A 22,720-nucleotide genomic window follows, 5' to 3' on the forward strand; every position below is an offset into this window, starting at 1 on the left:
GCAAAGCAATGACCAAATACTTAATAGAGTTTGAAAAATTTCGCCCGGAAGACGACCAAGACCTATTTAACGCAGTAGATACATTTACTAGAGAAAATTTTGCCGCAGTAGAATTTTTAAGGCCCGGCAGAGACAAAAAGAGCGATTTTTTACAAGCTCAAAACTGCGTCGGTATCATCCAGACAAAAAGTGGCGATAGCCTTGAGATACTTCCAAAGATCCACGATAACGACAATGGCAGCAATAAAGAAGCGGTAGAAAATTCTAAAAGAATTTTACTGAGAATGTTAAAAACTTTAAAAAACCATCCATTTAAAAATATAAACATTGCGAATTTAAAAAGCTTGAATCTACCGCTTCTTGAAATTTTTATATCAATGTTTCTCGGCGAAGTATCAAAACTCATAAAAATAGGCATAAAAAGCGACTATGTGGAACTGGAAGATAATCTAAAAATTTTTAAAAGGAAAACTAAAAATCTCGGAGCAAATACGTAAAAATATCGTCCATAAAGAGAGATTTTACGTTTGCTATCAGGAATTTTCCATAGATAGAGCCGAAAATCGCCTCATAAAAAGTACGCTCGAGTTTTTATATAGGCGCTCAAAATCAAGCAAAAATCAACGACTTATTAGGGAATGTTTATTTATTTTTGATGAAATTTCATCTAGCTCTGATATAAACGCGGACTTTAGCCGTTTAAAACTAAATCGCCAAACAAAACACTATGAGCAAGCGCTTTTATGGAGCAAGATATTTTTACAAAATAAGTCGTTTAGCCCGTATAGAGGTAACGATGTGGCCTTTGCCTTGCTATTTGATATGAATGCACTCTTTGAAAGCTATGTTGGAAATTTTATAAAGAAAAAGCTTCCATATACTATATTGCAACACTCAGAAAAACACCTCGTAGAAAATCCAAAGAGCTTTATACTAAGGCCTGATATATTTTTAGAAAGCAAATTTATAGCTGACACAAAATGGAAGATCGTCAAATCAAAAGACGATATTTCACAAGCTGACCTATATCAGCTATATGCTTATGGTAAAAAATATAATTGTGGCAAACTTTATCTAATATATCCAAAGATAGACGGCATAAAACAAGAGTTTATGAAATTTGAATATGAAAAAGATATGCAGCTTAAAATTTTATATTTTGATCTTGAAAAAGACGAAAATAACGCAAATTTACTAGCCTAATTTATAAAAGCCAAATTTAAAGCTTCGCTTTTAGAGCCATTATCCTCTTGTATGAAGCGTCGATTCGCTCTTTGCTGATCTTTTTCTCATTTACAGCATCGATTATGATCTGAGCGACTAGATCAGCCGTTCTTTGGTTATTTATCTTAAACTCGCTAAAAAGTAAGATATCGCCTCCAGCATTTATAAATTTCACCACCTTTTGTGCTAAAACTTCATCTCCAACGCCTTTCATCAGCATATCATCGCTGATAACCACGCCATTAAATTTAAGCTCATTGCGAAGCAGATCGGTTATTATTTTTTTAGAAAGTGTGGCTGGATTGTCCTCGTCTATACCCTTTACAAAAAGGTGCCCAACCATGATGATCTGTGCCCTACCTGTGCTTATAGCGTCTTTATATGGTAGTAGCGCATCTTTGTTTAGCGTGATCTCGCTCTTATTTTTATGCGAGTCCTCTTTTGAGCTACCATGCCCAGGAAAGTGCTTGATCGTAGTTATCACACCCTGCTCTTTAAATGCATCCATAAAAGCGTCAGCATAGATCACCACCTTACTCGCATACTCACTAAACGCTCTTTGCTTGGCAGCAATGATCGGCGAGTTTTCATCGTGCAGATCAACTACTGGAGCGAAATTTAAATTTATGCCACACTCTTTTAAATTTATAGCCATTTTCAAGTAGAGATCATATGCGCTTTTGATATCAAGCGTACTTGCGACCTCGTATGCGCTAGGATATGGGCCATCAAAGCTCTTGTCCTTCATACGGCTCACATTGCCGCCCTCTTCGTCGATAGCGATGAAAATTTTAGGATTTTTCTCCTTGATCACTTTTATGCTAGCTTTTAGCTGAGCTTTGCTGGTTATGTTTCTGCCAAGCAATATCACACCGCCAAATCTCTCGTACCCAGCGTCGCTTAACATCGCGCGAAATGCAGCATCTTTTGTGCTAGCTCCGTTAAAGCCAACCATTATCATCTGCGAGACTTTGGCTCTTAGGCTCACTTCTGCGCCGTTAAGCCCCAAAGTAAAAATGGCCACAAAAAATATAAATTTAAAAGCTCTCATCTTCTTCCCAAAAGCGATTTTACGCTTTCAAAAACATCTTTGCCATTTAGCATATTTTCAACCTCACTGGCAATCGGCACATATATGCTCTTTTCTTTGGCGATCTTGCTAATGGCTCTTGCAGTATCGACGCCCTCGGCCACTTCGCCAAGCTCATTTAAAATTTTCTCTAGTCTCTCGTGCCTTGCGATGCCAAGACCTACGCGGTAGTTGCGTGAAAGTATCGATGAGGCAGTCAAAAAAAGATCTCCTGCGCCGCTTAGCCCCATAAATGTCTCATCTTTTGCGCCAAAAAATTTGCCAAATCTAGCCATCTCGACAAGCCCACGTGAAATGAGACTTGCTCTTGCGTTGTTACCAAGGCCAAGGCCGTCACAGATACCGCCAGCTATGGCGATCACGTTTTTATACGCCCCACAGACTTCAGCTCCGATCACATCATCTGAGGTGTAGGCTTTCATGTAGCTTGGAAAAAATGAAGCAAATTTTAAAGCTAAATTTTCATTTTTAGAATTTACCACCAGGGCGCAAGGCAGCTTTTGCATGATCTCTTTTGCAAAGGTCGGTCCTGAAAGAAAGGCCAAATTTTCTATATCAACAAAGTCTTCATAAATTTCATTTAAAAATTTAAGATTTGCCGTGTCTATGCCCTTGCTAGCAACTAAGATCTTTTGACCTTTGTTTTTGTAGTTTTGCTTTAGCCATAAATTTGTAGCTTGTGTTGGGATCGTGCAGACTAGATATTCGCATTCCAAAGCCTCTTCTAAGCTTACAAAATTTGGCATCTCTCTTGGTGTTCTTGAACTGATGACGCACTCGTTATTTTCACTAAAAGCGTGAAATAGCGCACTACCCCACTTGCCAGCTCCGATGACTGCTATGCTCATTTTAGCCCTTTTTTAGCCTATTTTGGCCTTTAAAAGCTCATTGACCTTACCTGGATTAAAGGCACCCTTGCCCTCTTTCATCACCTGACCCACAAAGAAGCCAAACATCTTATCTTTGCCGTTTTTATACTCTTCTACCTTATCAGCATTTGCGGCTAAAATTTGATCTATGATCGCAATAATAGCTGAGTCGTCGCTCACTTGTTTTAAGCCAAGCTTTTCGATGACACTATCGACGTCCGCGTCATTTTCCATTAGGTAATCTAGCACCTCTTTTGCAGCCTTGCCACTTATCGTGCCATCTTCTATGCGTTTTAGTAAATTTATCATCTTGGTACTACTAACTGGGCTTGTCTCGATCGTTACGCCGTTATTTAAGCGGCCAAGAAGCTCGACTATAAGCCAAGTAGTAGCAAGTTTTGGCTGAATTCCAGCAGCGATCAGCTCTTCAAAATATCTAGCCATCTCAACGCTTTGAGTTAAATTTAGCGCATCACTCTCTTTTACGCCTAGCTCGCTAACATATCTTGCGACCTTTTGCTCGGCAAGCTCTGGAATTTTTATCGCTTCGTTATACATCTCTTCTGGGATCTCAACTGACAGCAAGTCAGGGTCAGGGAAATACCTATACTCTGCGCTATCCTCTTTACCGCGCATCGATCTTGTCACCAAATTTGTCGTGTCAAACAGTCTTGTCTCTTGATAGACCTCTTGGTCGTATTTGCCATCTTCCCAAGCTGTACTTTGACGCTCTACTTCGTAGTCGATAGCTTTTTGGATAAATTTAAATGAGTTTAGATTTTTTATCTCAACTCTTGTATAAAGCTTGGTATCGCCTTTTGGACGGATAGAGACGTTTGCATCGCAGCGAAAGCTACCTTCCTGCATATTTGCGTCGCTGATGTTTAAAAAGCGAAGGATCGAGTGCAATTTTTTAAGATAAGCCACCGCCTCATCACTGCTTCTAAGATCTGGCTCACTAACTATCTCAAGAAGCGGCGTGCCAGCTCTATTTAGATCAACCAGACTCTCGGTTTCTTCGTGGATATTCTTTCCAGCGTCCTCTTCAAGGTGTGCTCTTGTTACACCGATGCGTTTTTTAGTACCATTTACGTCGATTATTAGCTCGCCACCTTCTACGATAGGGATCTCAAACTGGGAAATTTGATATGCCTTTGGAAGATCAGGATAGAAGTAGTTTTTTCTATTAAAGACTGACTTTTTATTTATCTTAGCATTTATCGCTGTGCCAAAGCTGATCGCTTTTTTGACTGCCTCTTTGTTTAGCACAGGTAGCGCTCCAGGTAAAGCTAAGCAGGTCGGACAAACGTGAGTATTTGCCTCGTCGCCAAAGCTAGTCGAGCAAGAGCAGAAAATTTTAGTTTTTGTATTAAGCTGAGTGTGAACTTCTAAACCGATAACGACTTCAAACATATTTTTACCTTTAAATTTATACAAATTTTTAAGGCATATTTTAGCGATACTTTCTTTTAAAATATCTAAAAATGAGCGTTTTGACTGGAAAAATAAAGAATGTGACTTAGGAATTTAAAGAGTTTTAAAAAGGAAAAAGCCATATAAAAATATGGCTTTAAATTTTAATGCTCGTGCTCACTAATAGCAACAGCACCAGCTAGATAAACGTAAGTTAGCATCATGAAAATAAATGTTTGCAAAACAGCCATAAGAGTTAGAAGTGCAAAAGCTGGAAGAGGAGCAAACCAAGGTGCAAGTGTAAGCATCGCTAGCAAGAACAAATCATCTCCCTTGATATTACCAAAAAGACGAAATGATAGCGAAACTACACGTGAAAGATGCGAGATAACTTCGACTGGAAACATTATCGGAGCTAGAAATTTATTCGGTCCCATAAAGTGTCCAAAGTATTTAAAAAATCCATTTTCTCTAATGCCCTCAAAGTTGTAATAAGCAAATACAACTAAAGCCAAAACTAGAGTTAAATTTAGACTTGATGTTGGTGACTCAAATCCAGGAATAATACCTACAACATTTGAAAAAAATACGATAAAACCGATAGTTGCAACAAGTGGAAGATATTTCCTAGCTAGTTTTTCACTGCCTAAAGTATCTCTTCCCATCGATATAACGCCTTCCAAATAAGCTTCAACTATATTTTGAAGACCTCTTGGTACAAGCTGCATCTTACTCCTTGCTATATAAGCAACTATGATAACAATCAAAGCTACAAGCAGAAAGTGAAACGCATAGATAAAGGCGTGGGAGCTATTTAGGAAATTTGAAAATAGAAACAAATCTTTCATTAATTTACCTTGGATTTAGAATTTTGCGTGATTGTAACAAAATTATTGTTAAAACATTTTTAATTTTAAACTCTGAAATAATCGAAAATCAATTTACAAATAGTCACTGCAACTACCACTAGAAACATTGTTCTAATAAATTTTACCTCTTTTTTAATGACAAGATTTGATCCAAAATATGCGCCTAAAATTTGACCAACTGCCATCAAAAGTCCAACAACCCAAAGCATCTGTCCGCCAGCTATAAAAATGCCAAGAGCAACGATATTGCTAGTAAAATTTAAGAGTTTCGTATGAGCAACAGCCTTTTTTAAATTTAGCCCAATTAATGCCACTATCGCAAATGTCCAAAAAGAGCCTGTTCCTGGACCAAAAAAACCATCATAAAAGCCAAGCATTAGTCCAAAAACTACATAAAATAGCTTTTCATTCATCTTTGCAGCTCTATCATTTTCGCCGACTTTTGGCATAAAAAGCGTATAGATAAAAATAGCAATCAGTAAAAATGGGATAATTATCTTTAAAAAATTTGTATTTAAAAATAGGATAACCACCGCTCCGATGATAGCTCCAATAAAAGTAAAGATGATACCTACAAAGCACTCTTTATAATTAATTAATCCCCGTTTCGTGAAATTTAGAGTCGCTGTAAAGCTACCAAAGACACCTTGAAGCTTATTTGTACCAAGTGCAAGGTGTGGTGGCACGCCCATCGCCATAATAGCTGGAAGCGTTATAAGCCCACCTCCACCAGCGATAGAATCGATAAAACCACCTAAAAACGCAGCTACAAAAAAAACGACATAGCTAAGTAGATCAAAATCCATTTTTTACTCTTTTGATAATTGAAATAAAAGCAGATTGTATTTTATTTGTACTTATCTTTTTGTAAAATTTTTATATTTGAAATGAGAGATTTTTGAAATTTATAAATTTAAACGAGCCTTTGGATCTAACTCAAAGACTCGTTTGTTAAAGTGATTACTTAATAACGCCACAAAGCATTCTAGCGCCACCGCCACCAAGTGCTTTTGGGTTGTCGCTGTGATTATCACCACCAACATGAACCATTAATGAGTGACCTTTTAGCTCGTCAAGACTTTTTATCTTTGGAGCTAGCACTGGATAGTTCGCATTGCCCTCAGCATCTACATAAAGTGCTGGCAAATCGCCTTTGTGACCCTTGTCGTCCCATGCAAAAGAGTGCATCTTTGTGCCAGCTGGATCCCAGTGACCGCCTGCTTTCATACCAAGGCCTTTTTCAGTCGCACCACAGTCAGCATTTTCATGGATGTGAAATCCGTGTAGTCCTGCAGTAAGTCCTTTTAAATTTGGAAAAAATGCAACGCCGTAGTTTGTCTTAACAGCTACTACTTCGCCGACACTCTTATCGCCCTTCTCGCTTAGTTCATTAACAGGTATAACTAGATGCTCTCCAGCTTTTGCATCAAAGTGATGACCTTCGTGAGCAAAAAGCAAAGTTCCTAGAACTGCACTTAGTAAAACGATTTTTTTCATACAAGCTCCTTATGGATAAAATTGTATGGCAAGTCTACCCTAAATTTAAAAATTTAGCAATAATTTTTATTTTTTGAGATTTTTTATGATAGTTTCTAACTCTTTACTCTGCCCTATTCTATAAAGCGCGAAGTCGTATTTTATCGGGTCTAGCTCGTCAAATTCTCTAAGTTTTTTTGTAAGATCCATGACTGCTTTGAAATCGTAGCTCTTTCTGTTTATAAGTCCTAAATTTAAAGAAACTCTATGCGTATGAACATCAAGCGGCATCAAAAGCCTATCTTTTGGTAAGTTTTTAAATAGCCCAAGGTCGATGTCGCTATCTCTAACCATCCAGCGAAGATACATATTATAGCGTTTATATGGGCTTTGTGGCTCTTTACTAAAGCTCTTGCCAAAGAAAAACTCATATCCGTCCGAGTGGTAAGAATTTAGCCCGTAAATAAATTTAATAAGCTCATTTACGCCCTCTATCATCTCACCATTTTTTGCAAGACCATGGCGTAAAATTTCCTCTATGTCACCCTCTTTTTTAAGGCGTGAGAGAGTAATAAAAATTTCTCTCACATCATTTTCATTTTGAAAGCGGTATTTGAAATTTGATAAATTTTTCTTGATATTTTGCTCACTCTCATCAAGCAAACCAAAATCAAGCGAATTTAGAAATTTCACTATCATTTTTGCGTTGCCATAAGCAAATAAAGCACAAATGAGTGCTATGTTTGGCTCTTTAAATTTAGTGGCTACCTGAAGTGGATCTGGGGCTTCAAACAGCCCCAAATTTGTATTTTTACTAAGTACGTGCGAGTCTAAAAGGCTCTTTAACTCGCTCATTGTTTTAGTGAAAGAAGCGTGTCAAGCATTTGATCAACTGTCGTGATGATCTTTGCCGCTGCGCCGTAACTTGCTTGAAAGCGGATCAAATTTGTAAGCTCTTCGTTCGTATCTACGCCACTTGTTGATTGAAATTCCTCTTCAGCTGTCTTTTGTAAAGATGTATTTGTATCATGGATCGTATTATTTGCCTCTGTATCACTCGCCATGTCAGTCGTAAGATAGCGGTAATATCCCTCGATCGTCTCATCTCTATCAAGCGCTATACCACTTGAGTAAAAGGTCTGCTTTTGATACTGAAGCTGGATCATTTTATTTGCAACTTCATTATTTCCGATAACTGGCTTTGAGTAGGCACGAAGCTTTGTGTGGTCTTGGGTAAAATTTTGATTTATGCCGATACTATTTGAGTCAGTACCTGAAAAAAATCTATTTATGCCAACAGCGCCTGGAAAATTTGTACCGTGATCGACTATCGATATGCTATAAAGCCCTTGAGCTTGTTTTGGAATGAGAGAAAATGTGCCTTTTTTAGTATTTTTATCATAAAAATATGACGCCTCAAAAAAGTCATCAACGTCATTTAGCATATTATTATCTTTATTGTCATCTGAGTTTGAGTTAAAGTCTTTGACGATAGAGTTGCCATATCTTGTATCATTCATCGTCGTCGTACCATTTACATTTATAGTTTTTCTGGCCACGACATTGCCTTTGTTATCATAAACAATAGCTTCAAAACTTCCGTTTCTTATACTATTATCATGGTTCATCAATGTCTTATCGCCTTCTAAATAACTTATCGGATCTGAGTTAGAAATTTCAACTGCGGATTCGGCATAGATATTATTTGTACTTGTTATTAAGGTTTTACTAAATGTATTTAGATTATCAATGTATTTTTGGATCGTTCCATCACTAAATTTATCATTATCTGGCTCGTAGTTTCGGCCCCTAAGATCAAGTGCAGCTCCGATTTTACCGCCTGTGATCTTTTCTTCCATTGGGATTCTTCTGCCATCTTCTCTTTCATAATAAATTTTTGTATATCGTCCACTTTCAGTTGAACTCATAGAAATTTCATGAAAATTTACACCATCAACGATACTTACACCGCCAATATTTAGATTGTAGTATTTTCCTTGATCTGTTATTCCTGTATCTACCCTAGAATTGCTCTTTAGATCGCTTTTATAAACTGCTGTATTTACCAGCTTTGACATCGCAAGCTCAAGCTCATCACGCTTATCACGAAGATCATTTGCATTTATTTTTATACCAGCGTCCGCACCCGATTCTATTCTTTGGATTTGCTTATTAATATTTGCTATTTGTCTACCTAGCGAATTTATCTCTTTTATATTTATTTTTATCGTTTCATCGATCTTTTCATGCATATCATAAAGCATCTTTGACGAGCGGTTGATGCTTGCAGTCAATACACTTGCTTTATTTATCAAATTTACTTTCTGAGCACCTGCATTAGGGTTTGAAGCAAAGTTATTCCACGCAGAAAAATACTCCTGAATGTCCTTCACCATTCCATTATCTTTTAGATCAGGAAAATATTTTGTAGCTTCTTGCAAAATTCTTTGTTTATAGGCCGTATTTTCTAAATTTGACGATGAATATTTTAGTCTTGAGTAGGCAAACTCATCATGAAGCCTTGTTATAGTATCTACTTGTGTGCCTGTGCCAACTCCGCCAGGGACTGTATTCATCGCTGGAGATGCAGATTGGACAACACGCTGCCTTGTATAGTAGTTGCTATCGGCGTTTGCGATATTATTTCCGGTTGTACTTATTTGAAGTTGGGCCGCATTTAGCCCTGAAACACCCGTGCCTAATGACATAAAAATATTAGCCATTTTTTAAACCCTTGATTTATAAAAATTATTATCTATGCTATTTCCATCTTGGCCGTATTCGCTTGCTTTAGTGCCAAAAATTTTTTCATTAAGTGAGTCAAAAAATTCTTTAACAGCAACAACATGTCTTGCATATTCTTTATTTACTTTATGTAAATTTTCAAGCTTTGAACGCATAAGAACAAGCTTTGACTTCACTTCATCGTCTAAAACACTAGCAAGTGTAGTCGTACCGCTCTCTTTTGATACCTTTAAAAGCTCTTTATCTAGTGCTCTTTTTGTATCTTCAAATGCACGAACTAAGGCATTTTTTTTCTTTACACTCTCATCAACACTTGAGTGTTTAGCCTCTTTTATATTTGCGATGTCTTGTATGGTTAAATTTATAAGCTCATCAAGCTCACCTATAGCCTCGTCCAAAAGCTTTTTTATCATTTAAATTCCTTAATTACAGCAACGCATCAGCCACAGCCCTAGCCGTTTTTGATATATCAACCTGATAAGTGCCATTTGCTATGGCATCAGCTATCTCTTTTAGCTTTGCGTTTTCGTTTGTTCTTACTTCTTTACTCTGAGTTTCGACCTTGGCATCGCTATTTTTATTTAGCGTATTTGCCTGAAAATTTGGTCTTTGATTCAAAGGCCTTATCATATTCATACCTCTTAAAATAAAATATTTATATCACTACATCGGCAGAATATAAATTTACTTAAGAGTCTCTCTTTAAAAAATCGTACAAAAGTTCTGAAAAACCAAGATTTCCGCTCAATGCTTTGCTCATAGCATCGTTATACATAGACCTATAAATGTCGCTACCAGCAGCCTTTGGATATAGCGAGTTGTGCTCATCTTCTTTTAAAGCAATATCAAGCACAGCCTTTACCATGTATGCCTCAAATGCATCAGTTTGCTCTTTTAAAAGTGCATCTTGTTTAGCATTTGCATTTTTTATCTTATTTGTAGAAATTTCATTGTATGAATTTAGTGCTAATGTGTTATCTATTTGCATTATATTATCTCCAAATCAACTTGTATCGCACCAACTCGCTTTAAATTTTCAAGTATCGATATGATATCACTTGGTGTTGCCCCAAGCTTATTTAGCGCTCTTGTTACATTTGCAACGGTTGTTTTTTCACCTGAAATTTTAAGTAAATTTTGACTAGGTACGACAGACGTATCACTTCCTATATTTACATCGTTTTGCGCTGCTTCATCGTAGCTATTTGGCTCTATTTTTATTGTGATTGCACCATGCGTTAAGACAACTGGGCTAACTACGGCATTTATGCCACTTACTATCGTGCCAGTTCTCTCATCCACCACTATCTTTTCATCTGGCTTATACTCTACATCAAGATCAAGCACAGCGCTTGCAAGCTCGATAATGCTAACATCATCTGGCTTTTTAACGATAACCGTTCTTGGATCGATCGCCTTTGCAGCATCATCAGAGATATTTGCATTTATAGCATTTTGGATATCAAGAGCGGTTTTAAAATTTGTATCTTTTAGGCTTAGTCTTATGCTATCTTGATTGTAAATGTCATAAGTAACTTCTCGCTCAACCAAAGCTCCATTTAGGATAGAGCCAACGGTTGGGTGGTTGCCACCTGATCTGCCCACACTTTTACCACCGATACTTAAAGCACCTTGAGCCAAAGCGTAAATATCACCATCAACACCTTTTAGTGGTGTCATGAGAAGAGTGCCACCTTGCAAACTTTTTGCATCGCCAATAGATGAGATCACGACGTCAAGCTTGTCGCCATGTCTCGCAAATGCAGGAAGCTTAGCTGTTACCATAACAGCAGCTGCGTTTTTTGACTTGATATCATCTGGGTTTATCTTTACGTTTACGCCTTGAAGCATGTTTGATAGAGACTGTATCGTAAATTTTGACGTTGAGCCATCACCTGTGCCATTTAGCCCAACCACAAGGCCGTAGCCTATTAGCTGGTTATCCCTTACGCCAACGATGTTTGCAAGCTCTTTTATCTGCGTAGCAAAGGCTGAAGTAGCTATCACTGAAGCTGCTACAAAAGATAAAAATTTTTTCATATTTTTTCCTAAAATTTAGCTATTTTAGGTTTTTAAAGCAAAAGATGTTCCAAATTTTTATAAATTATTGGAAGTAAGAGAGCGAAGTAGCTCCAAATTTTTTAAATTTTACAAGCTTATATGTAGAAATTTCATCGCTAAATTTAAAGTCGCTGTTGTGCTCAAAAACTATCATGTAAATTTTCTCTTTTTTTAGCTGTGAGATCAAATTTACAAGCTTTTCATAGATATCATCAAAACCAGCCCTTATATCAAATGGCGGATCAAGATAAAGCAATACCTTACCACTTTGAGAATTTACAAGATCAGGCAAGACGGAAAAGGTATCACCATTTATCGCTTTTAAATTTGTGGCTTCAAGACTGGCAAGATTACTCTGTGTGATCTTAAAAGCGGCTCTATCTTTTTCGATAGCAATAGCTTCACGCGCTCCATTGCTAACGGCCTCACATGCCATTACACCGCTTCCACCAAAGCCCTCCATAAATGTAAGCGAGTAAATTTCATCTCTAATGACGTTAAAAAAAGACTCTTTTACGATACTTTTTGTGCTTCTAGTTGTGCTTAGACTCGGGAGCTCAAGTCTTTTGCCTTTAAATTTACCACTTGAGATTTTAGTGTAAAGCTTCACTGATTTACCCTTAAAATTTCAAGCAGATCATCTTTAAATTTATCTATCAAAAGTGAAATTTTCTCTTCTAAGCCCTTTTCATTTTTAGCTTCATTTAGCTCATTTGCTTTTGAAATTTGCATAGCTGAGTAAAATTCTTCAAGCGTATCAAGAAGTGCCATTTTGGTAAAAGGATGAGAAAGATGAGCATTTTTACCTATTATAAATAGTGGTTTTTTTGTCGCAATCTCGCGGTCACTCACTACAAAATCACAATCCTTATGATGAGCAGCTAAATTTCCACAAAAAAGCAACAGTGTCTTTTGAAGCAAAATACACTCGCACTCAAATGAAATTTTCATATCTCTTCCTATAAATTTTTGCTCGATTTTAGCCTAAATAATCAAAAATTTATATAAACACTAAAGGATTTTAAAATTTTACCGATGTAGAAGCTAACGTAAGTTTTAAGGAGTAAAACTATGGAAATCTTTAAGGCAGCAGCAAATCAGGTACTAGATACGAGCATGAGCACATCTGCTCAGCGTCAAATAGATAGCAGACCTATCGAGCATTCTGATGTTAAATTAAGTGCTGATAAAAATAACGAAACAAAAGACATTAACGAGCTAGACGGACTTAGCAACGAAGAGCTTGCCAAAAGAACAAGAGAGGTCACTGACAAGCTAAACTATCAAATGCAGCAGCTCGATACTAATGTAAGATTTGCTTACAACGAGAAGCTAAATTTAATGGTTGTGCAAGTAAAAGATGCTAAAACTGGCGAAGAGATAACACAACTTCCAAGCAAAGAAGCTATAAGAATAAGTGAGTATTTCAAGGAAAGCATCGGAATACTTTTTGACAAGGAGAGTTAAAAATGGCAGTAGGTAACGTAACAAATTTAGGCTTAGGTACAAAAAATAGCGGACTAAATGATGATCTTATCAAGAAATTAAAAGAAGCAGATGAGGCAGGACAGATCAAGCCTTTAACAAAAAGACTAGAAAGAAATGATCTAAAGCAAAAAGACCTTGCAGCGCTAAAAACTCTAGTTAGCAACGTAAATGTAAGTGGCAAAACACTTGGCGGAGAGGCACTTTATCTAAAAAGAACTACAAATAACGCTGGAAAAAGCGTAACAGCCTCAGCGTCAAATGGTGTTAGCGTACAAAATTTTAGTATCGATGTGCAAAAACTTGCTCAAAAAGATACATTTCAAAGCTCAAATTTCAAAAACGCTTCAAACTTAGTAGGTGCGACAAGCAACGGCTCTTTTGATGTTGAGATCGATGGACAAAAATTTTCTATTAGCGTAACTAGATCAACCACATATCAAGATATTGTAGACAAGATAAATGATATTAGTGGCGGTAAATTACAAGCTAGAATTTTAAATGTTGGCGGAGATAAGCCAAATCAAATCATGCTTCAATCAGGCAACACTGGTGCTACACAGACTATTAAATTTTCAAATGATACGGCTGGTGTTTTAGATAAGCTTGGCTGGGATAGTACGCAGTTTCAAGATAAAGATGCAAATGGCACTCTACTAACAAATCCTGATGGCACACCAAAGATGACATCAAATTTTGAAAAGAATAGAATTTTAAAGGCACAAGATGCAGAATTTACATATAACGGAGTAAATGTAAAAAGAAGCAAAAACACCTTCAACGACTTAAGGCCGGGAATTTCTATTACATTAAATGAAACTGGTAAAACAAACGTAAGCGTCTCTCAGGATACAAAAGAGGTAATAAAAGCGGTTGAAGAATTTATCAAAGACTACAACCTAATGACCATGAACCTTGGCATAGCTACAAAATATGACGAAGAGAAAGGAGCTGGCACTTTCCAAGGCGTTAGCGAAATTTCAAGCTTAAGATCAAACATTGGTCGTCTTGTAAATGGACAAGATAGCGAAGGCAAAGCATTAAGCAAATATGGCATAGTGCCTGATAAAGACGGACAGCTTCAGCTTGATCTAAATAAACTAAATGCAGCTCTTAGCAAAGATCCTGAAGAGATTCAGAAATTTTTCATGGGATCAAGCAAGATCGAGCCGATAAGCTATATGGGAGCATCGACTATTAGTGCTGGAGCACTAGATATAAAAGCTGGTGATCTTACGATAAACGGCAAGTCAGTTACGTTCTCAACTACTGCCACAGCCACAGCCGAAGAGAACGCACTAAAACTTCAACAAGCTATAAATGACGCTGGCATAACTGGGGTTACAGCTAGTCTTGATAAAAGTGGCAAAAGAATCGTCTTAAAAAGAAGCGATGGCGAAAATATCGAGGTAAAAGGTAAAAATTCAGCCTTAACAGCTCTAGGCATGAATGAAGCTACTATAAATCCAGTAACCAAAAAGACAGATGGGCTATTTACAAAGCTAGCTAAAATGCTTGATGGTGTCGTTGGTAAAAGTGGTACGATGGTTGCTATGCAAAATCAGTTAAAAGACGAAAATGAGTCGATCACAAAAAATAAAGAGAGCACGCAAAAGCTTTTAGATGAAAAATATACAACAATGCAAGAGCGTTTTATCAAGTATAACGCTATCATCGCAAGCTTAGAAAATCAGTTCTCGACACTAAAATCAATGATCGATGCAGAGATAAATAGCAGAAAATAAGAGAGAAAGATGAATCAAAGTGCATATAGTGCATACGCACAGTCTAGTTTTGGGGGCATTGAGTCCCCAACTAAATTAATAGAAATGCTTTATGACGGAATTTTAAAATTTATATTTCGTACAAAAAAGGCGATAGAAGCTGGAGATATAGAGAAAAAAGTTTATTATATAAATAGGACAAACGCTATTTTTGTTGAGCTTTTAAATTCGCTTGATTATTCTCAAGGCGACGTAGCCCATTATCTTAGCGGCCTTTATACAAGACAGATGCAGCTTCTTGCTATGGCAAATATACAAAATGATATCGCAGCCTTAAACGAAGTAACCAATGTCGTAAAACAATTATCAGAAGCATGGAGAGAGGTAACTTCAGATGAATAGCTGGATCAATGAATTTAAATTAGCATTGATAAACGAAGACACGAGCAAGATAGCTGCTTTGTCAGAAAATTTTAGTGAAGATATGTTTACAAGCCTAGCTCTAGCGCAAGAAGCACAAGCACTAATTGGCGGTGCAATAGATCTTTTAAAAAACAAGTCTTCGCACATCCAAAATGAGCTTATAAAGCTACAAAAAGCTCAAAAATACGTAACAAACTAATCAATTTTCATAAATTTAAAGGCACGGCGTTAAGCCGAGTTCTGTCTTGAGCGATCATTTATCTACGCTTGCTTTTACAAACAAGCTCTAGCGAAGGGTTTTAATATAAGACCAAAACCATCCCTTCTTGCTGCAGGTTGGGTTTATATGGCCACGCAAGTTACCAAGCGTGCCGGTGGGCTTTTACTCCGCCGTTTCACCTTTACCGCCAAAGCGGAAGTCTACTTTCTGTTACACTATCCCTTAGGTTTCCCTAGCCATCCGTTAGATGGAACCTTGTCTTATCGCAGCTCGGACTTTCCTCTTTTGCGTGGTGCAAAAGCGACCGCTTACCGTGCCAAGATAAAATTATAGCGGTTTTGGCTTAAATTTCGAGCCTTAAAAAGCCTTAGATTTTAACTTTACGCGTTTTAATTATTTTGTTTATTTATAAGGCAAATTTGCAGACAAAAAGCGATTCTGTAGGGAAAATGCTTTGAGCAAATATTTGGCGTATGTTTTATCAAAGATAGCATAAATTTTTATCTCAAAGTGAAATAAATTCAGCATTATTTATAGGACGCAAATCACAAGAATTGCCAAATTTTTTCATTGTCTCGCGTGTAGCTTCTATAAAAGGTTCGCAACCAAAGTGTGGCACTATGAAAAAATCCACCAAATTTAAGCCTGTAAAATCACTCACGTTTACGCTATTTTCATCCATTAGCGTAGCATATCTTGTATCTGGTGCCGCTACGACCGCACCTGCTGACTCGCCAATATAAATTTTCCCTGCTTGAACTGCATCTTTGATGGCTTGTGCAGCATGCGACTTTCGTAACTCACTAAGAAGATAAAATGTATTTCCGCCGCTTATATAAATGATATCGCACTCATTAATCGTGTTCAAAATATCATCTGCAACAAAAAACTCGTCGCATTCAGAAATTTGTGCAGCCAAATCTTGAGTGCAAGAAAGATCAATACGAGTCAGTTTTGCACCAAAATTTTCTAAAATTTCTACCGCTTCACCTACATAAAAATTTACTTCTTCAAATTTTGCTGCCGTGTCGATAAAAGCAACTTTCTTGCCACTAAATTTTACCAGTTCATTGATCTTGCTTGCAACCTCCGCAAAATAAGAACAAAGAAAAATATTTTCCATTTTTAAAGCCTTTTAAAATTTAAATGCCTCTAGATGCATTATGTTACCAAAATAGGCACAAAAACATCTTAATCAAAGATATTTTTGTGCAAAATTTCCTCTAGCACCACCGTCGCGTAGCTGCCTTTTTGCAGCGTGAAATTTATCGTAAAGTGCGCCTTTTCCTCGTTGTATTTGTAGCTCGCATCCTCCAAATAGCACCACGCAAAGCGCCTAGATCCCGTCATTTTGGCTTTATATTCATTTGCCTGCGCGAAAATTTGATCCTCTACTGCCCTCGCCGCACTCTGCGCCTCATACGCCTTCGCGCCCACGATCAGCCCGCAGCTAGTGATATCTCTAGCGTCAAAGCGCGCGCCCTCCGCATCCAAATCCTCGCACAAAAAGCACTTGCCGTGCGGGTAGTGACCCAAAACTTCGCCCTCTATCAGCTTAAAAAATCTCTTTTGTGATTTTAAATTTTTCAAAATCGCATTATCAAAATACGGGTAAATTTGAGCTAGCTCAGAGAGGCTAAAATCCTGCGCAAACCTCGAAATCTCCACGCGCTTGCTAAGCCAGCGGTTAAAAAGATCACTTTGATATGCCGAGATCAAAAAGTCGTTTAGCTTTACATTTTTACTCTTTTTGCCGTTTATCGTTCCATTTTTAAGTAGCTCAAGCCCAGTTTCAGCATTGTCCCCAAATTTACCAAAACGCTGGTAGCCAAAGTAGTTAGCATAGCCTATTTTATCAATACTAATAAATGCTTGCTCTAGCTTTTTGGCATTATTTGGTAGTACCTTTTTAAGGCGAATAAAAAAGCTATTTCCCTTTAGATGTCCTATTCGAAGCTTATTTTTGTGCACGTTAAGGCTTAAAATGTTCATCTTTTCATGGCTAAAGTTTGCAAGTATGCTCTCAAATTTGCGTGGCATTGAGATAAACTGAGTCGTCATGCCCTGCTTGTCCTTTAGTCCAGCATAACCAAAGTCGCGCATTTTAGCTCCAGTTACCTCACTAAGAACATGCAAAGCATCGCTTGTCGTCATATCTTTTTTAGAAATTTCAACGATCAAGTGCTCGCCATCACCGCTAAACTCATAAAGTGGGATCTCGCGCACGACAAAATCATCTGAATTTTTAGAAAAATAGGCCTCTATGGGTGCATGAGTGAGTGCATAAAGTGGCTTAAAAGTGGTGGTTTCTTGCATTTTGTTTTAACCTTTTATTTGAAATTTTTGCAAAGACGCTAATCTTTGTCCGTGTTTTTGCGGCAATCCTTTTAATGGCATTTAAATTTTTAGGATTAAAGGTAAATAAAACCTCGTATTCCTCGCCGCTACTAAGCTCGGATCTGCTTAGTTTTTTTGTAAATTTAGCGCCCTTTTTGCTAGCCTTTAAAAGCTTAGCAAGATCGGCATTTAGCCCATCTGAGATATCCATAGAGGAGTTTATAAGATGAGCTGCTTTATAGAAAAATTTATCTCTTAAAATAGGCTTTTTAAATCGTGAGTTTTTTGAAATTTTAGCTAGCCTTAGAAGCGAATTTAGCCCTTTTTGGCTGCCTCCAAGCTCGCCAGTAAAAGCTACCAGATCGCCGTATTTTGCATTTTTCCTAAGCACAGCTTTGCCATTTAGCTCGCCAATTACACTAACGCTTATATTTAAAATTTTGCTACTTATCGTATCGCCACCGATTATCTTTACACCAAACTCCTCGCAAGCTCTGTTTATGCCGCCACTTAGCTCTTTGATTTGCTGTAGTGAAAAATTCTTTGGCAAGCTAAGTCCAAGAAGCGCAAATTTTGGCCTAGCATTCATCACGATCGTATCTGAAAAATTTATGATCATCGCCTTGTAGCCGATCTCTTCAAGGCTTAGCCAGCCATGCTTAAAGTGCGAATTTTCAGCAAAGATGTCCTTGCTAAAGACCTGCTTGCCAAGCACAGCCGCATCATCGCCAATATAAGCGTTACCAAAGCATTCAATCGTGAAATTTTCTTTATCCATCGGGCCATTATAATGAAACTCCTTTTAATTTTAGGATAAAATAAGCCAAAAAAGGAGCCAAATGCAAAAAATAGAAATTTTTAGATTTAATGCAAAAAAGGATATTTTGTCGTATTTTAAACCATATTTTTTAGAAATTTTAGATTACGCAAACCTTGATGAGCTATTTTTGCATATTAAAAAGATTGATCCGTATTTTCAGCCAACAACCGGCTTTGTGAAAGTAAATGATGTCGCAGTAAGTACTGCTGAACCATTAGAGAATTTATATGAGAAATTTGCAGGCGAGCTTGTGATTTCGCCACTTGATGAAAAAAGAGCAGTTTTAGATCTTGAGATAAATGATGACGACTTTTGGGAGAAATTTAAGCCATTTGATAAATTTTGCGATCAAGCAGACAAAGAATTTTATGCAAGCTTAAAGCCATATTTTTATGCTGATTTTGTGAGAGAATACGAGCCAAATTTTATAGGTGCAGCTGCTATCACACTGGCTCATCATCTTTATAAAAAAGAAAAAAATGATGAGATTATGAGGCTTATCAACAATGAAAATGGCATTTTGATAGCTTACAAGATTGATGATTTTATCTTTGGCGGAAGCGAAATTTATACCGAAGCGATTAGGTTTTTTAAAGAAATTTTAGAGATAAAGGAGGATGAAACCTCAAAAAATGAGCTTAAAAAGATAAAGGGCTTGGATAAATTTAAAGGATTTAAAATAGCCGTAAGCGATAAAATCCCTAAAAATTTAGATAAATTTAGAGCAAATTTTATAAATCTAAACAATAAATTTCCTTGTGGATTTGAGCTTTTAAAAGTAAACGAAAAGCTTGCATTTGCATTTGCAAGTAAGACCATCTTTAATGCGTTTGATAGCGGGGCTGATTTTTTACTAGCTAGCAATGAGGCTGAGTTTTATATGTTTGACACGCTTTCAAAAAAGCTTGAAAAATTTGCAAACAGAAGTTTGCAGGATTTTTATATTTTAAGAGTTAGCGAACTGATCGAGCTTGAAAATGGCAAAATTCCAGCAAGCCTAAAAGAGCATACACTAAAAGTAAATCTAGTCTAAAACTAGAGAATTTATTTTTGCAAAGTCGCATTTTGCTCGCTTAAGGTTTCTTCTTTTTCGTCTTCTTGCCTTATCTCATCGTACCTTGCTTTGGCGTTTTCATAAACACCAGCTGGTAGGCTTATGTTTAAATCATCCCTTAAGCTAATCACATCATCACAAGCATTTTGGTAGCCAAGGTCGCAACTTTTCATATAATAACTCACGCCAAGCTCGATATTTGAGTGTTTTTTTAGATCACTATCCATTTGCTCATTTATCTCTTCATTTACAAACATATCGCCCAAAGCCTCGCACGAAAGCACATCTTTTTGCTCACAGCCATCATAGAAAATTTCATACGCAGTTGCGTAATCTCCAGCATTTAGTGCCTCAATACCTCTGTCATAATCATCGATATCAAAGCCAAATGCTAAATTTAAAGCCAGAATTAAAAAAACTATCTTTTTCATATAAAGCTCGGTGCGTCGTTTGAAAATAGTATGAGATCGCCAGCACGCGTATTTTGAGCTAGAATTTCTTGCATTTTATTTTTATCCTTTAAGATGATGATCTTTGGCTTTACGATGTGCTTTAGTAAAACTTCAGCATTTAGCGAGCTTGTAATGATGACAAGGTCGAAAATTTCATTTATCACCTTGGCTAAATTTGCATTTTGCTCCGCATCACTCTCGACAATGCCTGGTGTTAGCAGCACTTTTCTGCCAGCGTAGGTGCTTACAAGCTCGTAGCTTGCGCTCATGCCTGAAAAATTTCCATTAAAGCTATCATCGATTATCAGCTTGCCACCAGCCTCGATCTTGCTTAGGCGGTGCTCGACATTTTTCATCTTAGACAGCGCTTTATTTATCGCCTCATCGCTCATTTTTAGGTATTTTGCCACCCTTATACAAACGGCTAAATTTGTAGCGTTAAATTTGCCAAGTAGCGGCGAAGCGTAGTTTTTGCCATCAAGCATAAATGAAATTCCATCTAAATTTGCATTGATATCTTTTAGACTCTCATCGTAAATTTCTATATTTTGGCTTGGCTCTTTTTTTGTCGAGCTATGTAAAAATGCTATTTGTAAACGAGCGCTTTGAAGTGCTTCAAGCTTGGTAGAGCGGATATTATCAATTGTTTTAAAGTATTCAATGTGTTGCGCGCCGATCTCGCCTACGATGACGATTTGCGGGTTTAGAAATTTAGTGATCTCTAGGATGTCGCCCTTTAGTCTAGCGCCTGCTTCTGCGATATAAATTTGCGTTTGCTCGTTTAAATTTTCATTGATATCTTTGATGATGCCAGCCATTGTATTTACGCTGCGAGGCGTCTTGTAGCAGACAAAGCTATCTTTTAAAATTTCAAATAAGAAATTTTTGATACTAGTTTTGCCGTAGCTTGCTGTGATCAAGATGATTTTTAGATCTTTATTTGCGCCCAGTTTTTTAAGTGCCTTGTTTTTAAAGCCTTGAAATTTTATCTTTTCTAAAATTTCACTAAAAAATAGGCTCACAACCAAGACAAAAAGTGGCATCGGAGCCAAAAACGCCTTGTGAATGATGAAATTTAGAGCGTAGTTTAGGATAATAGCACAAACAAGGATCACAAAAAAGTGCTTGATCCTAGCAGTAAAAACTAACTTTTTATCAAGCTTTTTGTGCCAAAGATAAAGAGCTGGCAAAAGCGCAAAGTAAAAGTAGATAAAAAACCACTTACCAGTCGTGTAAAATAGCACCAAAGGCACGATGAAGAAAAGGACGTGCCAAGCGGGCTTTGTGAAGTGAAAGAGCACGCGCTCGGGCCTATATGAAAACCACTGAAAGCAAGTGATCACATAAAAAGCGAGCGCAAAGATAAATAAAACTGTGCTTATGCTTAAAAATATATTCATCTTATCTCCTCGATCCCGCTCTCATCATCTAGCACGACATTTTTTGCTTCATTTGGCTCAAAATTTATCCCCTTTTCTATCTCTTCACATATAAATTTAGCGTGAAGCAAAAAGAAAAAGTGATCGCCACTAAGCGGGAAAAATGAACTATTTTTTATGAGCTTATGTATGCTCTCTCCGCTTGTTATAGGCGTTGCCTTGTCATTTTCGCCCCAAAATATCAAAGCCTTGCCACTAAAGTTAGCAAAATGCTTTGTAAAATCCTCATCAACTACGTTTTTTAGGGTCTCATACATCACTCTATTCATACCGCTTACATCTTTTGTGGCAAAGAATTTATAAAATTTTCCAAATCCAAAAAGCTTAAAAATTTTAAAAATAGCGATCTTTGCGCGCACGATAAATGGCTTTTTAACAACTATGCCAGCTGAGCTTAAAAGCACAAGATATTGCGGTTTTAGAAGCGTTGCGACCTTGCCGCCAAAGCTATGACCTACGACGATATCTGGCTTTATGCCAAGCTCGGCGCAAAAATTTTCAACAATTTTTGCATAATCACTTGTTTTTAACGGATCAGTAATTGAGCTTTTACCAAAGCCTGGCATGTCGATATAGACATGGCAAAACTCGTTTAGATAGTGCCCAAATGCCTTTTTCATTATCTCTTTATTAGCACCCCAGCCGTGCAAGAAAAGCACTATTTTTTTGCATTTTGGATTTACTACTTCGTAGCTGATCTCATACTCATTTGAGCCGTACTTTACCGCCCTACTCGCCATCGTTTTCTCTCTTTTTAGCAGCGTAAATGCTCTCAAGCACGCTTACTGCTTCGCAAAGGCGCTCATACTCTTCCATATTCAAAAGCACAGCTTCAAATTTATTATTTTTAACAATGACCGCTCTTTTTAACTCATTAGCTCCCACGCGAGAGAGCACTGAACTAAAATTCCTAACCACTTCAGTTGCTGTATAAATTTCATCTTTTGTAAAAGTTACCATTATCGCTCTTTATGTAAAATTTTACGTAAAATATCACAAACTACTTTATAATCTACTAA

28 protein-coding genes and 1 other RNA gene are annotated in these 22,720 nt (G+C 37.2%); 7 read left to right on the top strand and 22 right to left on the bottom strand.

The genetic code is table 11. The features are described from left to right. Nucleotides 1-8 precede the first annotated feature (8 nt). Both B9N62_RS04470 and B9N62_RS04475 read left to right on the top strand, forming a co-directional pair. Nucleotides 9-497, top strand: coding sequence for a 5-methylcytosine restriction system specificity protein McrC (locus B9N62_RS04470; RefSeq protein WP_087584561.1), 489 nt, complete (start codon nt 9-11; stop codon nt 495-497). 4 nt (nt 498-501) lie between these two features. After that, nucleotides 502-1,203, top strand: coding sequence for an McrC family protein (locus B9N62_RS04475; protein WP_257640182.1), 702 nt, complete (start codon nt 502-504; stop codon nt 1,201-1,203). Between the two features lie 16 nt (nt 1,204-1,219). Here B9N62_RS04475 and B9N62_RS04480 read toward each other — a convergent pair whose 3' ends face one another. From B9N62_RS04480 to B9N62_RS04545, 14 genes are all read right to left on the bottom strand, one after another. Then, on the bottom strand, nt 1,220-2,275 hold the full coding sequence (locus B9N62_RS04480) for a glycoside hydrolase family 3 protein (RefSeq protein WP_087584563.1): 1,056 nt from the start codon (nt 2,273-2,275) through the stop codon (nt 1,220-1,222). Next, nucleotides 2,272-3,162, bottom strand: coding sequence for an NAD(P)H-dependent glycerol-3-phosphate dehydrogenase (locus tag B9N62_RS04485; RefSeq protein ID WP_087584564.1), 891 nt, complete (start codon nt 3,160-3,162; stop codon nt 2,272-2,274). The genes B9N62_RS04480 and B9N62_RS04485 overlap by 4 nt, the downstream gene beginning before the upstream one ends. Nucleotides 3,163-3,174: 12 nt before the next feature. Then, nucleotides 3,175-4,596, bottom strand: a complete 1,422-nt coding sequence (gatB, locus tag B9N62_RS04490) for an Asp-tRNA(Asn)/Glu-tRNA(Gln) amidotransferase subunit GatB (RefSeq protein WP_087584565.1) — start codon at nt 4,594-4,596, stop codon at nt 3,175-3,177. 164 nt (nt 4,597-4,760) lie between these two features. Then, the gene (locus tag B9N62_RS04495; protein ID WP_087584566.1) at nt 4,761-5,444 is read right to left on the bottom strand and encodes a F0F1 ATP synthase subunit A; all 684 of its coding nucleotides are present in this window, start codon (nt 5,442-5,444) and stop codon (nt 4,761-4,763) included. A 65-nt stretch (nt 5,445-5,509) separates the two neighbouring features. Beyond that, nucleotides 5,510-6,271: a TSUP family transporter gene (locus B9N62_RS04500; protein ID WP_087584567.1), complete on the bottom strand. Its 762-nt coding sequence runs from the start codon at nt 6,269-6,271 to the stop codon at nt 5,510-5,512. A 154-nt stretch (nt 6,272-6,425) separates the two neighbouring features. After that, the gene (locus tag B9N62_RS04505; protein ID WP_021091394.1) at nt 6,426-6,962 is read right to left on the bottom strand and encodes a superoxide dismutase family protein; all 537 of its coding nucleotides are present in this window, start codon (nt 6,960-6,962) and stop codon (nt 6,426-6,428) included. 66 nt (nt 6,963-7,028) lie between these two features. Further along, a complete protein-coding gene (locus tag B9N62_RS04510) occupies nt 7,029-7,796 on the bottom strand; it encodes a TIGR02757 family protein (RefSeq protein WP_087584568.1) in 768 nt (255 codons plus the stop codon). Continuing rightward, on the bottom strand, nt 7,793-9,664 hold the full coding sequence (gene flgK / locus B9N62_RS04515) for a flagellar hook-associated protein FlgK (protein WP_087580149.1): 1,872 nt from the start codon (nt 9,662-9,664) through the stop codon (nt 7,793-7,795). Before flgK ends, B9N62_RS04510 begins: the two co-directional genes overlap by 4 nt. 3 nt (nt 9,665-9,667) lie before the next feature. Beyond that, a complete protein-coding gene (flgN, locus tag B9N62_RS04520) occupies nt 9,668-10,099 on the bottom strand; it encodes a flagellar export chaperone FlgN (RefSeq protein ID WP_021091397.1) in 432 nt (143 codons plus the stop codon). Nucleotides 10,100-10,112: 13 nt separating this feature from the next. Next, nucleotides 10,113-10,316 (bottom strand): flagellar biosynthesis anti-sigma factor FlgM, encoded by a 204-nt coding sequence (locus tag B9N62_RS04525; RefSeq protein ID WP_072594307.1) that lies wholly within the window; start codon nt 10,314-10,316, stop codon nt 10,113-10,115. Between the two features lie 58 nt (nt 10,317-10,374). Further along, nucleotides 10,375-10,674 carry a rod-binding protein gene (locus tag B9N62_RS04530; protein WP_054196705.1) on the bottom strand — a complete coding sequence of 100 codons (300 nt, stop codon included), beginning with the start codon at nt 10,672-10,674 and terminating at the stop codon, nt 10,375-10,377. Next, nucleotides 10,674-11,726 (bottom strand): flagellar basal body P-ring protein FlgI, encoded by a 1,053-nt coding sequence (locus tag B9N62_RS04535; protein ID WP_087584569.1) that lies wholly within the window; start codon nt 11,724-11,726, stop codon nt 10,674-10,676. Before B9N62_RS04535 ends, B9N62_RS04530 begins: the two co-directional genes overlap by 1 nt. Nucleotides 11,727-11,790: 64 nt before the next feature. After that, nucleotides 11,791-12,357, bottom strand: coding sequence for a 16S rRNA (guanine(966)-N(2))-methyltransferase RsmD (gene rsmD / locus B9N62_RS04540; protein ID WP_087584570.1), 567 nt, complete (start codon nt 12,355-12,357; stop codon nt 11,791-11,793). After that, a complete protein-coding gene (locus B9N62_RS04545; RefSeq protein ID WP_087584571.1) occupies nt 12,354-12,698 on the bottom strand; it encodes an ornithine carbamoyltransferase in 345 nt (114 codons plus the stop codon). The genes rsmD and B9N62_RS04545 overlap by 4 nt, the downstream gene beginning before the upstream one ends. Nucleotides 12,699-12,818: 120 nt before the next feature. Between B9N62_RS04545 and B9N62_RS04550 the strand changes: the two genes are divergently transcribed. From B9N62_RS04550 to B9N62_RS04565, 4 genes are read left to right on the top strand one after another with little or no spacing between them, the layout of a single operon-like run. Then, complete coding sequence (locus B9N62_RS04550; RefSeq protein WP_087584572.1) at nt 12,819-13,214, top strand: FlaG family protein; 396 nt, start codon at nt 12,819-12,821, stop codon at nt 13,212-13,214. Nucleotides 13,215-13,216: 2 nt separating this feature from the next. Continuing rightward, nucleotides 13,217-14,977, top strand: a complete 1,761-nt coding sequence (gene fliD, locus B9N62_RS04555) for a flagellar filament capping protein FliD (RefSeq protein ID WP_087584573.1) — start codon at nt 13,217-13,219, stop codon at nt 14,975-14,977. Between the two features lie 9 nt (nt 14,978-14,986). After that, the gene (gene fliS, locus B9N62_RS04560) at nt 14,987-15,358 is read left to right on the top strand and encodes a flagellar export chaperone FliS (protein ID WP_087584574.1); all 372 of its coding nucleotides are present in this window, start codon (nt 14,987-14,989) and stop codon (nt 15,356-15,358) included. Further along, on the top strand, nt 15,351-15,578 hold the full coding sequence (locus tag B9N62_RS04565) for a hypothetical protein (RefSeq protein ID WP_087584575.1): 228 nt from the start codon (nt 15,351-15,353) through the stop codon (nt 15,576-15,578). Before fliS ends, B9N62_RS04565 begins: the two co-directional genes overlap by 8 nt. Nucleotides 15,579-15,592: 14 nt before the next feature. On the opposite strand, the gene rnpB is transcribed toward B9N62_RS04565, so the two are convergent. The 4 genes from rnpB to B9N62_RS04585 form a co-directional block, all read right to left on the bottom strand. Next, nucleotides 15,593-15,919: RNase P RNA component class A (gene rnpB / locus B9N62_RS04570), an RNA gene on the bottom strand. A gap of 185 nt (nt 15,920-16,104) precedes the next feature. Further along, a complete protein-coding gene (locus tag B9N62_RS04575; protein WP_087584576.1) occupies nt 16,105-16,722 on the bottom strand; it encodes a Type 1 glutamine amidotransferase-like domain-containing protein in 618 nt (205 codons plus the stop codon). A 68-nt stretch (nt 16,723-16,790) separates the two neighbouring features. Beyond that, a complete protein-coding gene (gene truD / locus B9N62_RS04580) occupies nt 16,791-17,915 on the bottom strand; it encodes a tRNA pseudouridine(13) synthase TruD (RefSeq protein WP_087584577.1) in 1,125 nt (374 codons plus the stop codon). Then, entirely contained in the window at nt 17,893-18,714 is an 822-nt protein-coding gene (locus B9N62_RS04585; protein ID WP_087584578.1) for a thiamine-phosphate kinase, read from the bottom strand. The genes truD and B9N62_RS04585 overlap by 23 nt, the downstream gene beginning before the upstream one ends. A gap of 61 nt (nt 18,715-18,775) precedes the next feature. Between B9N62_RS04585 and B9N62_RS04590 the strand changes: the two genes are divergently transcribed. Beyond that, complete coding sequence (locus B9N62_RS04590) at nt 18,776-19,789, top strand: HdrB C-terminal domain-containing protein (RefSeq protein WP_087584579.1); 1,014 nt, start codon at nt 18,776-18,778, stop codon at nt 19,787-19,789. A gap of 11 nt (nt 19,790-19,800) precedes the next feature. Here B9N62_RS04590 and B9N62_RS04595 read toward each other — a convergent pair whose 3' ends face one another. From B9N62_RS04595 to B9N62_RS04610, 4 genes are read right to left on the bottom strand one after another with little or no spacing between them, the layout of a single operon-like run. Further along, nucleotides 19,801-20,241: a hypothetical protein gene (locus B9N62_RS04595; RefSeq protein WP_087584580.1), complete on the bottom strand. Its 441-nt coding sequence runs from the start codon at nt 20,239-20,241 to the stop codon at nt 19,801-19,803. Continuing rightward, a complete protein-coding gene (locus tag B9N62_RS04600) occupies nt 20,238-21,662 on the bottom strand; it encodes a Mur ligase family protein (protein WP_087584581.1) in 1,425 nt (474 codons plus the stop codon). Before B9N62_RS04600 ends, B9N62_RS04595 begins: the two co-directional genes overlap by 4 nt. Then, nucleotides 21,659-22,441 carry an alpha/beta fold hydrolase gene (locus tag B9N62_RS04605; protein ID WP_087584582.1) on the bottom strand — a complete coding sequence of 261 codons (783 nt, stop codon included), beginning with the start codon at nt 22,439-22,441 and terminating at the stop codon, nt 21,659-21,661. Before B9N62_RS04605 ends, B9N62_RS04600 begins: the two co-directional genes overlap by 4 nt. Continuing rightward, entirely contained in the window at nt 22,431-22,661 is a 231-nt protein-coding gene (locus B9N62_RS04610) for a type II toxin-antitoxin system Phd/YefM family antitoxin (protein ID WP_087584583.1), read from the bottom strand. Before B9N62_RS04610 ends, B9N62_RS04605 begins: the two co-directional genes overlap by 11 nt. Nucleotides 22,662-22,720 lie beyond the last annotated feature (59 nt).

The sequence above is a fragment of the Campylobacter concisus genome (genome assembly GCF_002165785.1).
Classification (GTDB): Bacteria; Campylobacterota; Campylobacteria; order Campylobacterales; family Campylobacteraceae; genus Campylobacter_A; species Campylobacter_A concisus_W.

Bases quoted from the DNA above. Each gene is read 5' to 3' on its own strand.
- B9N62_RS04470 (WP_087584561.1), top strand. From the start codon at position 9: ATGACCAAATACTTAATAGAGTTTGAAAAATTTCGCCCGGAAGACGAC.
- B9N62_RS04480 (WP_087584563.1), bottom strand. From the start codon at position 2,275: ATGAGAGCTTTTAAATTTATATTTTTTGTGGCCATTTTTACTTTGGGG.
- B9N62_RS04485 (WP_087584564.1), bottom strand. From the start codon at position 3,162: ATGAGCATAGCAGTCATCGGAGCTGGCAAGTGGGGTAGTGCGCTATTT.
- gatB (WP_087584565.1), bottom strand. From the start codon at position 4,596: ATGTTTGAAGTCGTTATCGGTTTAGAAGTTCACACTCAGCTTAATACA.
- B9N62_RS04495 (WP_087584566.1), bottom strand. From the start codon at position 5,444: ATGAAAGATTTGTTTCTATTTTCAAATTTCCTAAATAGCTCCCACGCC.
- B9N62_RS04500 (WP_087584567.1), bottom strand. From the start codon at position 6,271: ATGGATTTTGATCTACTTAGCTATGTCGTTTTTTTTGTAGCTGCGTTT.
- B9N62_RS04505 (WP_021091394.1), bottom strand. From the start codon at position 6,962: ATGAAAAAAATCGTTTTACTAAGTGCAGTTCTAGGAACTTTGCTTTTT.
- B9N62_RS04510 (WP_087584568.1), bottom strand. From the start codon at position 7,796: ATGAGCGAGTTAAAGAGCCTTTTAGACTCGCACGTACTTAGTAAAAAT.
- flgK (WP_087580149.1), bottom strand. From the start codon at position 9,664: ATGGCTAATATTTTTATGTCATTAGGCACGGGTGTTTCAGGGCTAAAT.
- flgN (WP_021091397.1), bottom strand. From the start codon at position 10,099: ATGATAAAAAAGCTTTTGGACGAGGCTATAGGTGAGCTTGATGAGCTT.
- B9N62_RS04525 (WP_072594307.1), bottom strand. From the start codon at position 10,316: ATGATAAGGCCTTTGAATCAAAGACCAAATTTTCAGGCAAATACGCTA.
- B9N62_RS04530 (WP_054196705.1), bottom strand. From the start codon at position 10,674: ATGCAAATAGATAACACATTAGCACTAAATTCATACAATGAAATTTCT.
- B9N62_RS04535 (WP_087584569.1), bottom strand. From the start codon at position 11,726: ATGAAAAAATTTTTATCTTTTGTAGCAGCTTCAGTGATAGCTACTTCA.
- B9N62_RS04545 (WP_087584571.1), bottom strand. From the start codon at position 12,698: ATGAAAATTTCATTTGAGTGCGAGTGTATTTTGCTTCAAAAGACACTG.
- B9N62_RS04550 (WP_087584572.1), top strand. From the start codon at position 12,819: ATGGAAATCTTTAAGGCAGCAGCAAATCAGGTACTAGATACGAGCATG.
- fliD (WP_087584573.1), top strand. From the start codon at position 13,217: ATGGCAGTAGGTAACGTAACAAATTTAGGCTTAGGTACAAAAAATAGC.
- fliS (WP_087584574.1), top strand. From the start codon at position 14,987: ATGAATCAAAGTGCATATAGTGCATACGCACAGTCTAGTTTTGGGGGC.
- B9N62_RS04565 (WP_087584575.1), top strand. From the start codon at position 15,351: ATGAATAGCTGGATCAATGAATTTAAATTAGCATTGATAAACGAAGAC.
- B9N62_RS04575 (WP_087584576.1), bottom strand. From the start codon at position 16,722: ATGGAAAATATTTTTCTTTGTTCTTATTTTGCGGAGGTTGCAAGCAAG.
- truD (WP_087584577.1), bottom strand. From the start codon at position 17,915: ATGCAAGAAACCACCACTTTTAAGCCACTTTATGCACTCACTCATGCA.
- B9N62_RS04585 (WP_087584578.1), bottom strand. From the start codon at position 18,714: ATGGATAAAGAAAATTTCACGATTGAATGCTTTGGTAACGCTTATATT.
- B9N62_RS04590 (WP_087584579.1), top strand. From the start codon at position 18,776: ATGCAAAAAATAGAAATTTTTAGATTTAATGCAAAAAAGGATATTTTG.
- B9N62_RS04595 (WP_087584580.1), bottom strand. From the start codon at position 20,241: ATGAAAAAGATAGTTTTTTTAATTCTGGCTTTAAATTTAGCATTTGGC.
- B9N62_RS04600 (WP_087584581.1), bottom strand. From the start codon at position 21,662: ATGAATATATTTTTAAGCATAAGCACAGTTTTATTTATCTTTGCGCTC.
- B9N62_RS04605 (WP_087584582.1), bottom strand. From the start codon at position 22,441: ATGGCGAGTAGGGCGGTAAAGTACGGCTCAAATGAGTATGAGATCAGC.
- B9N62_RS04610 (WP_087584583.1), bottom strand. From the start codon at position 22,661: ATGGTAACTTTTACAAAAGATGAAATTTATACAGCAACTGAAGTGGTT.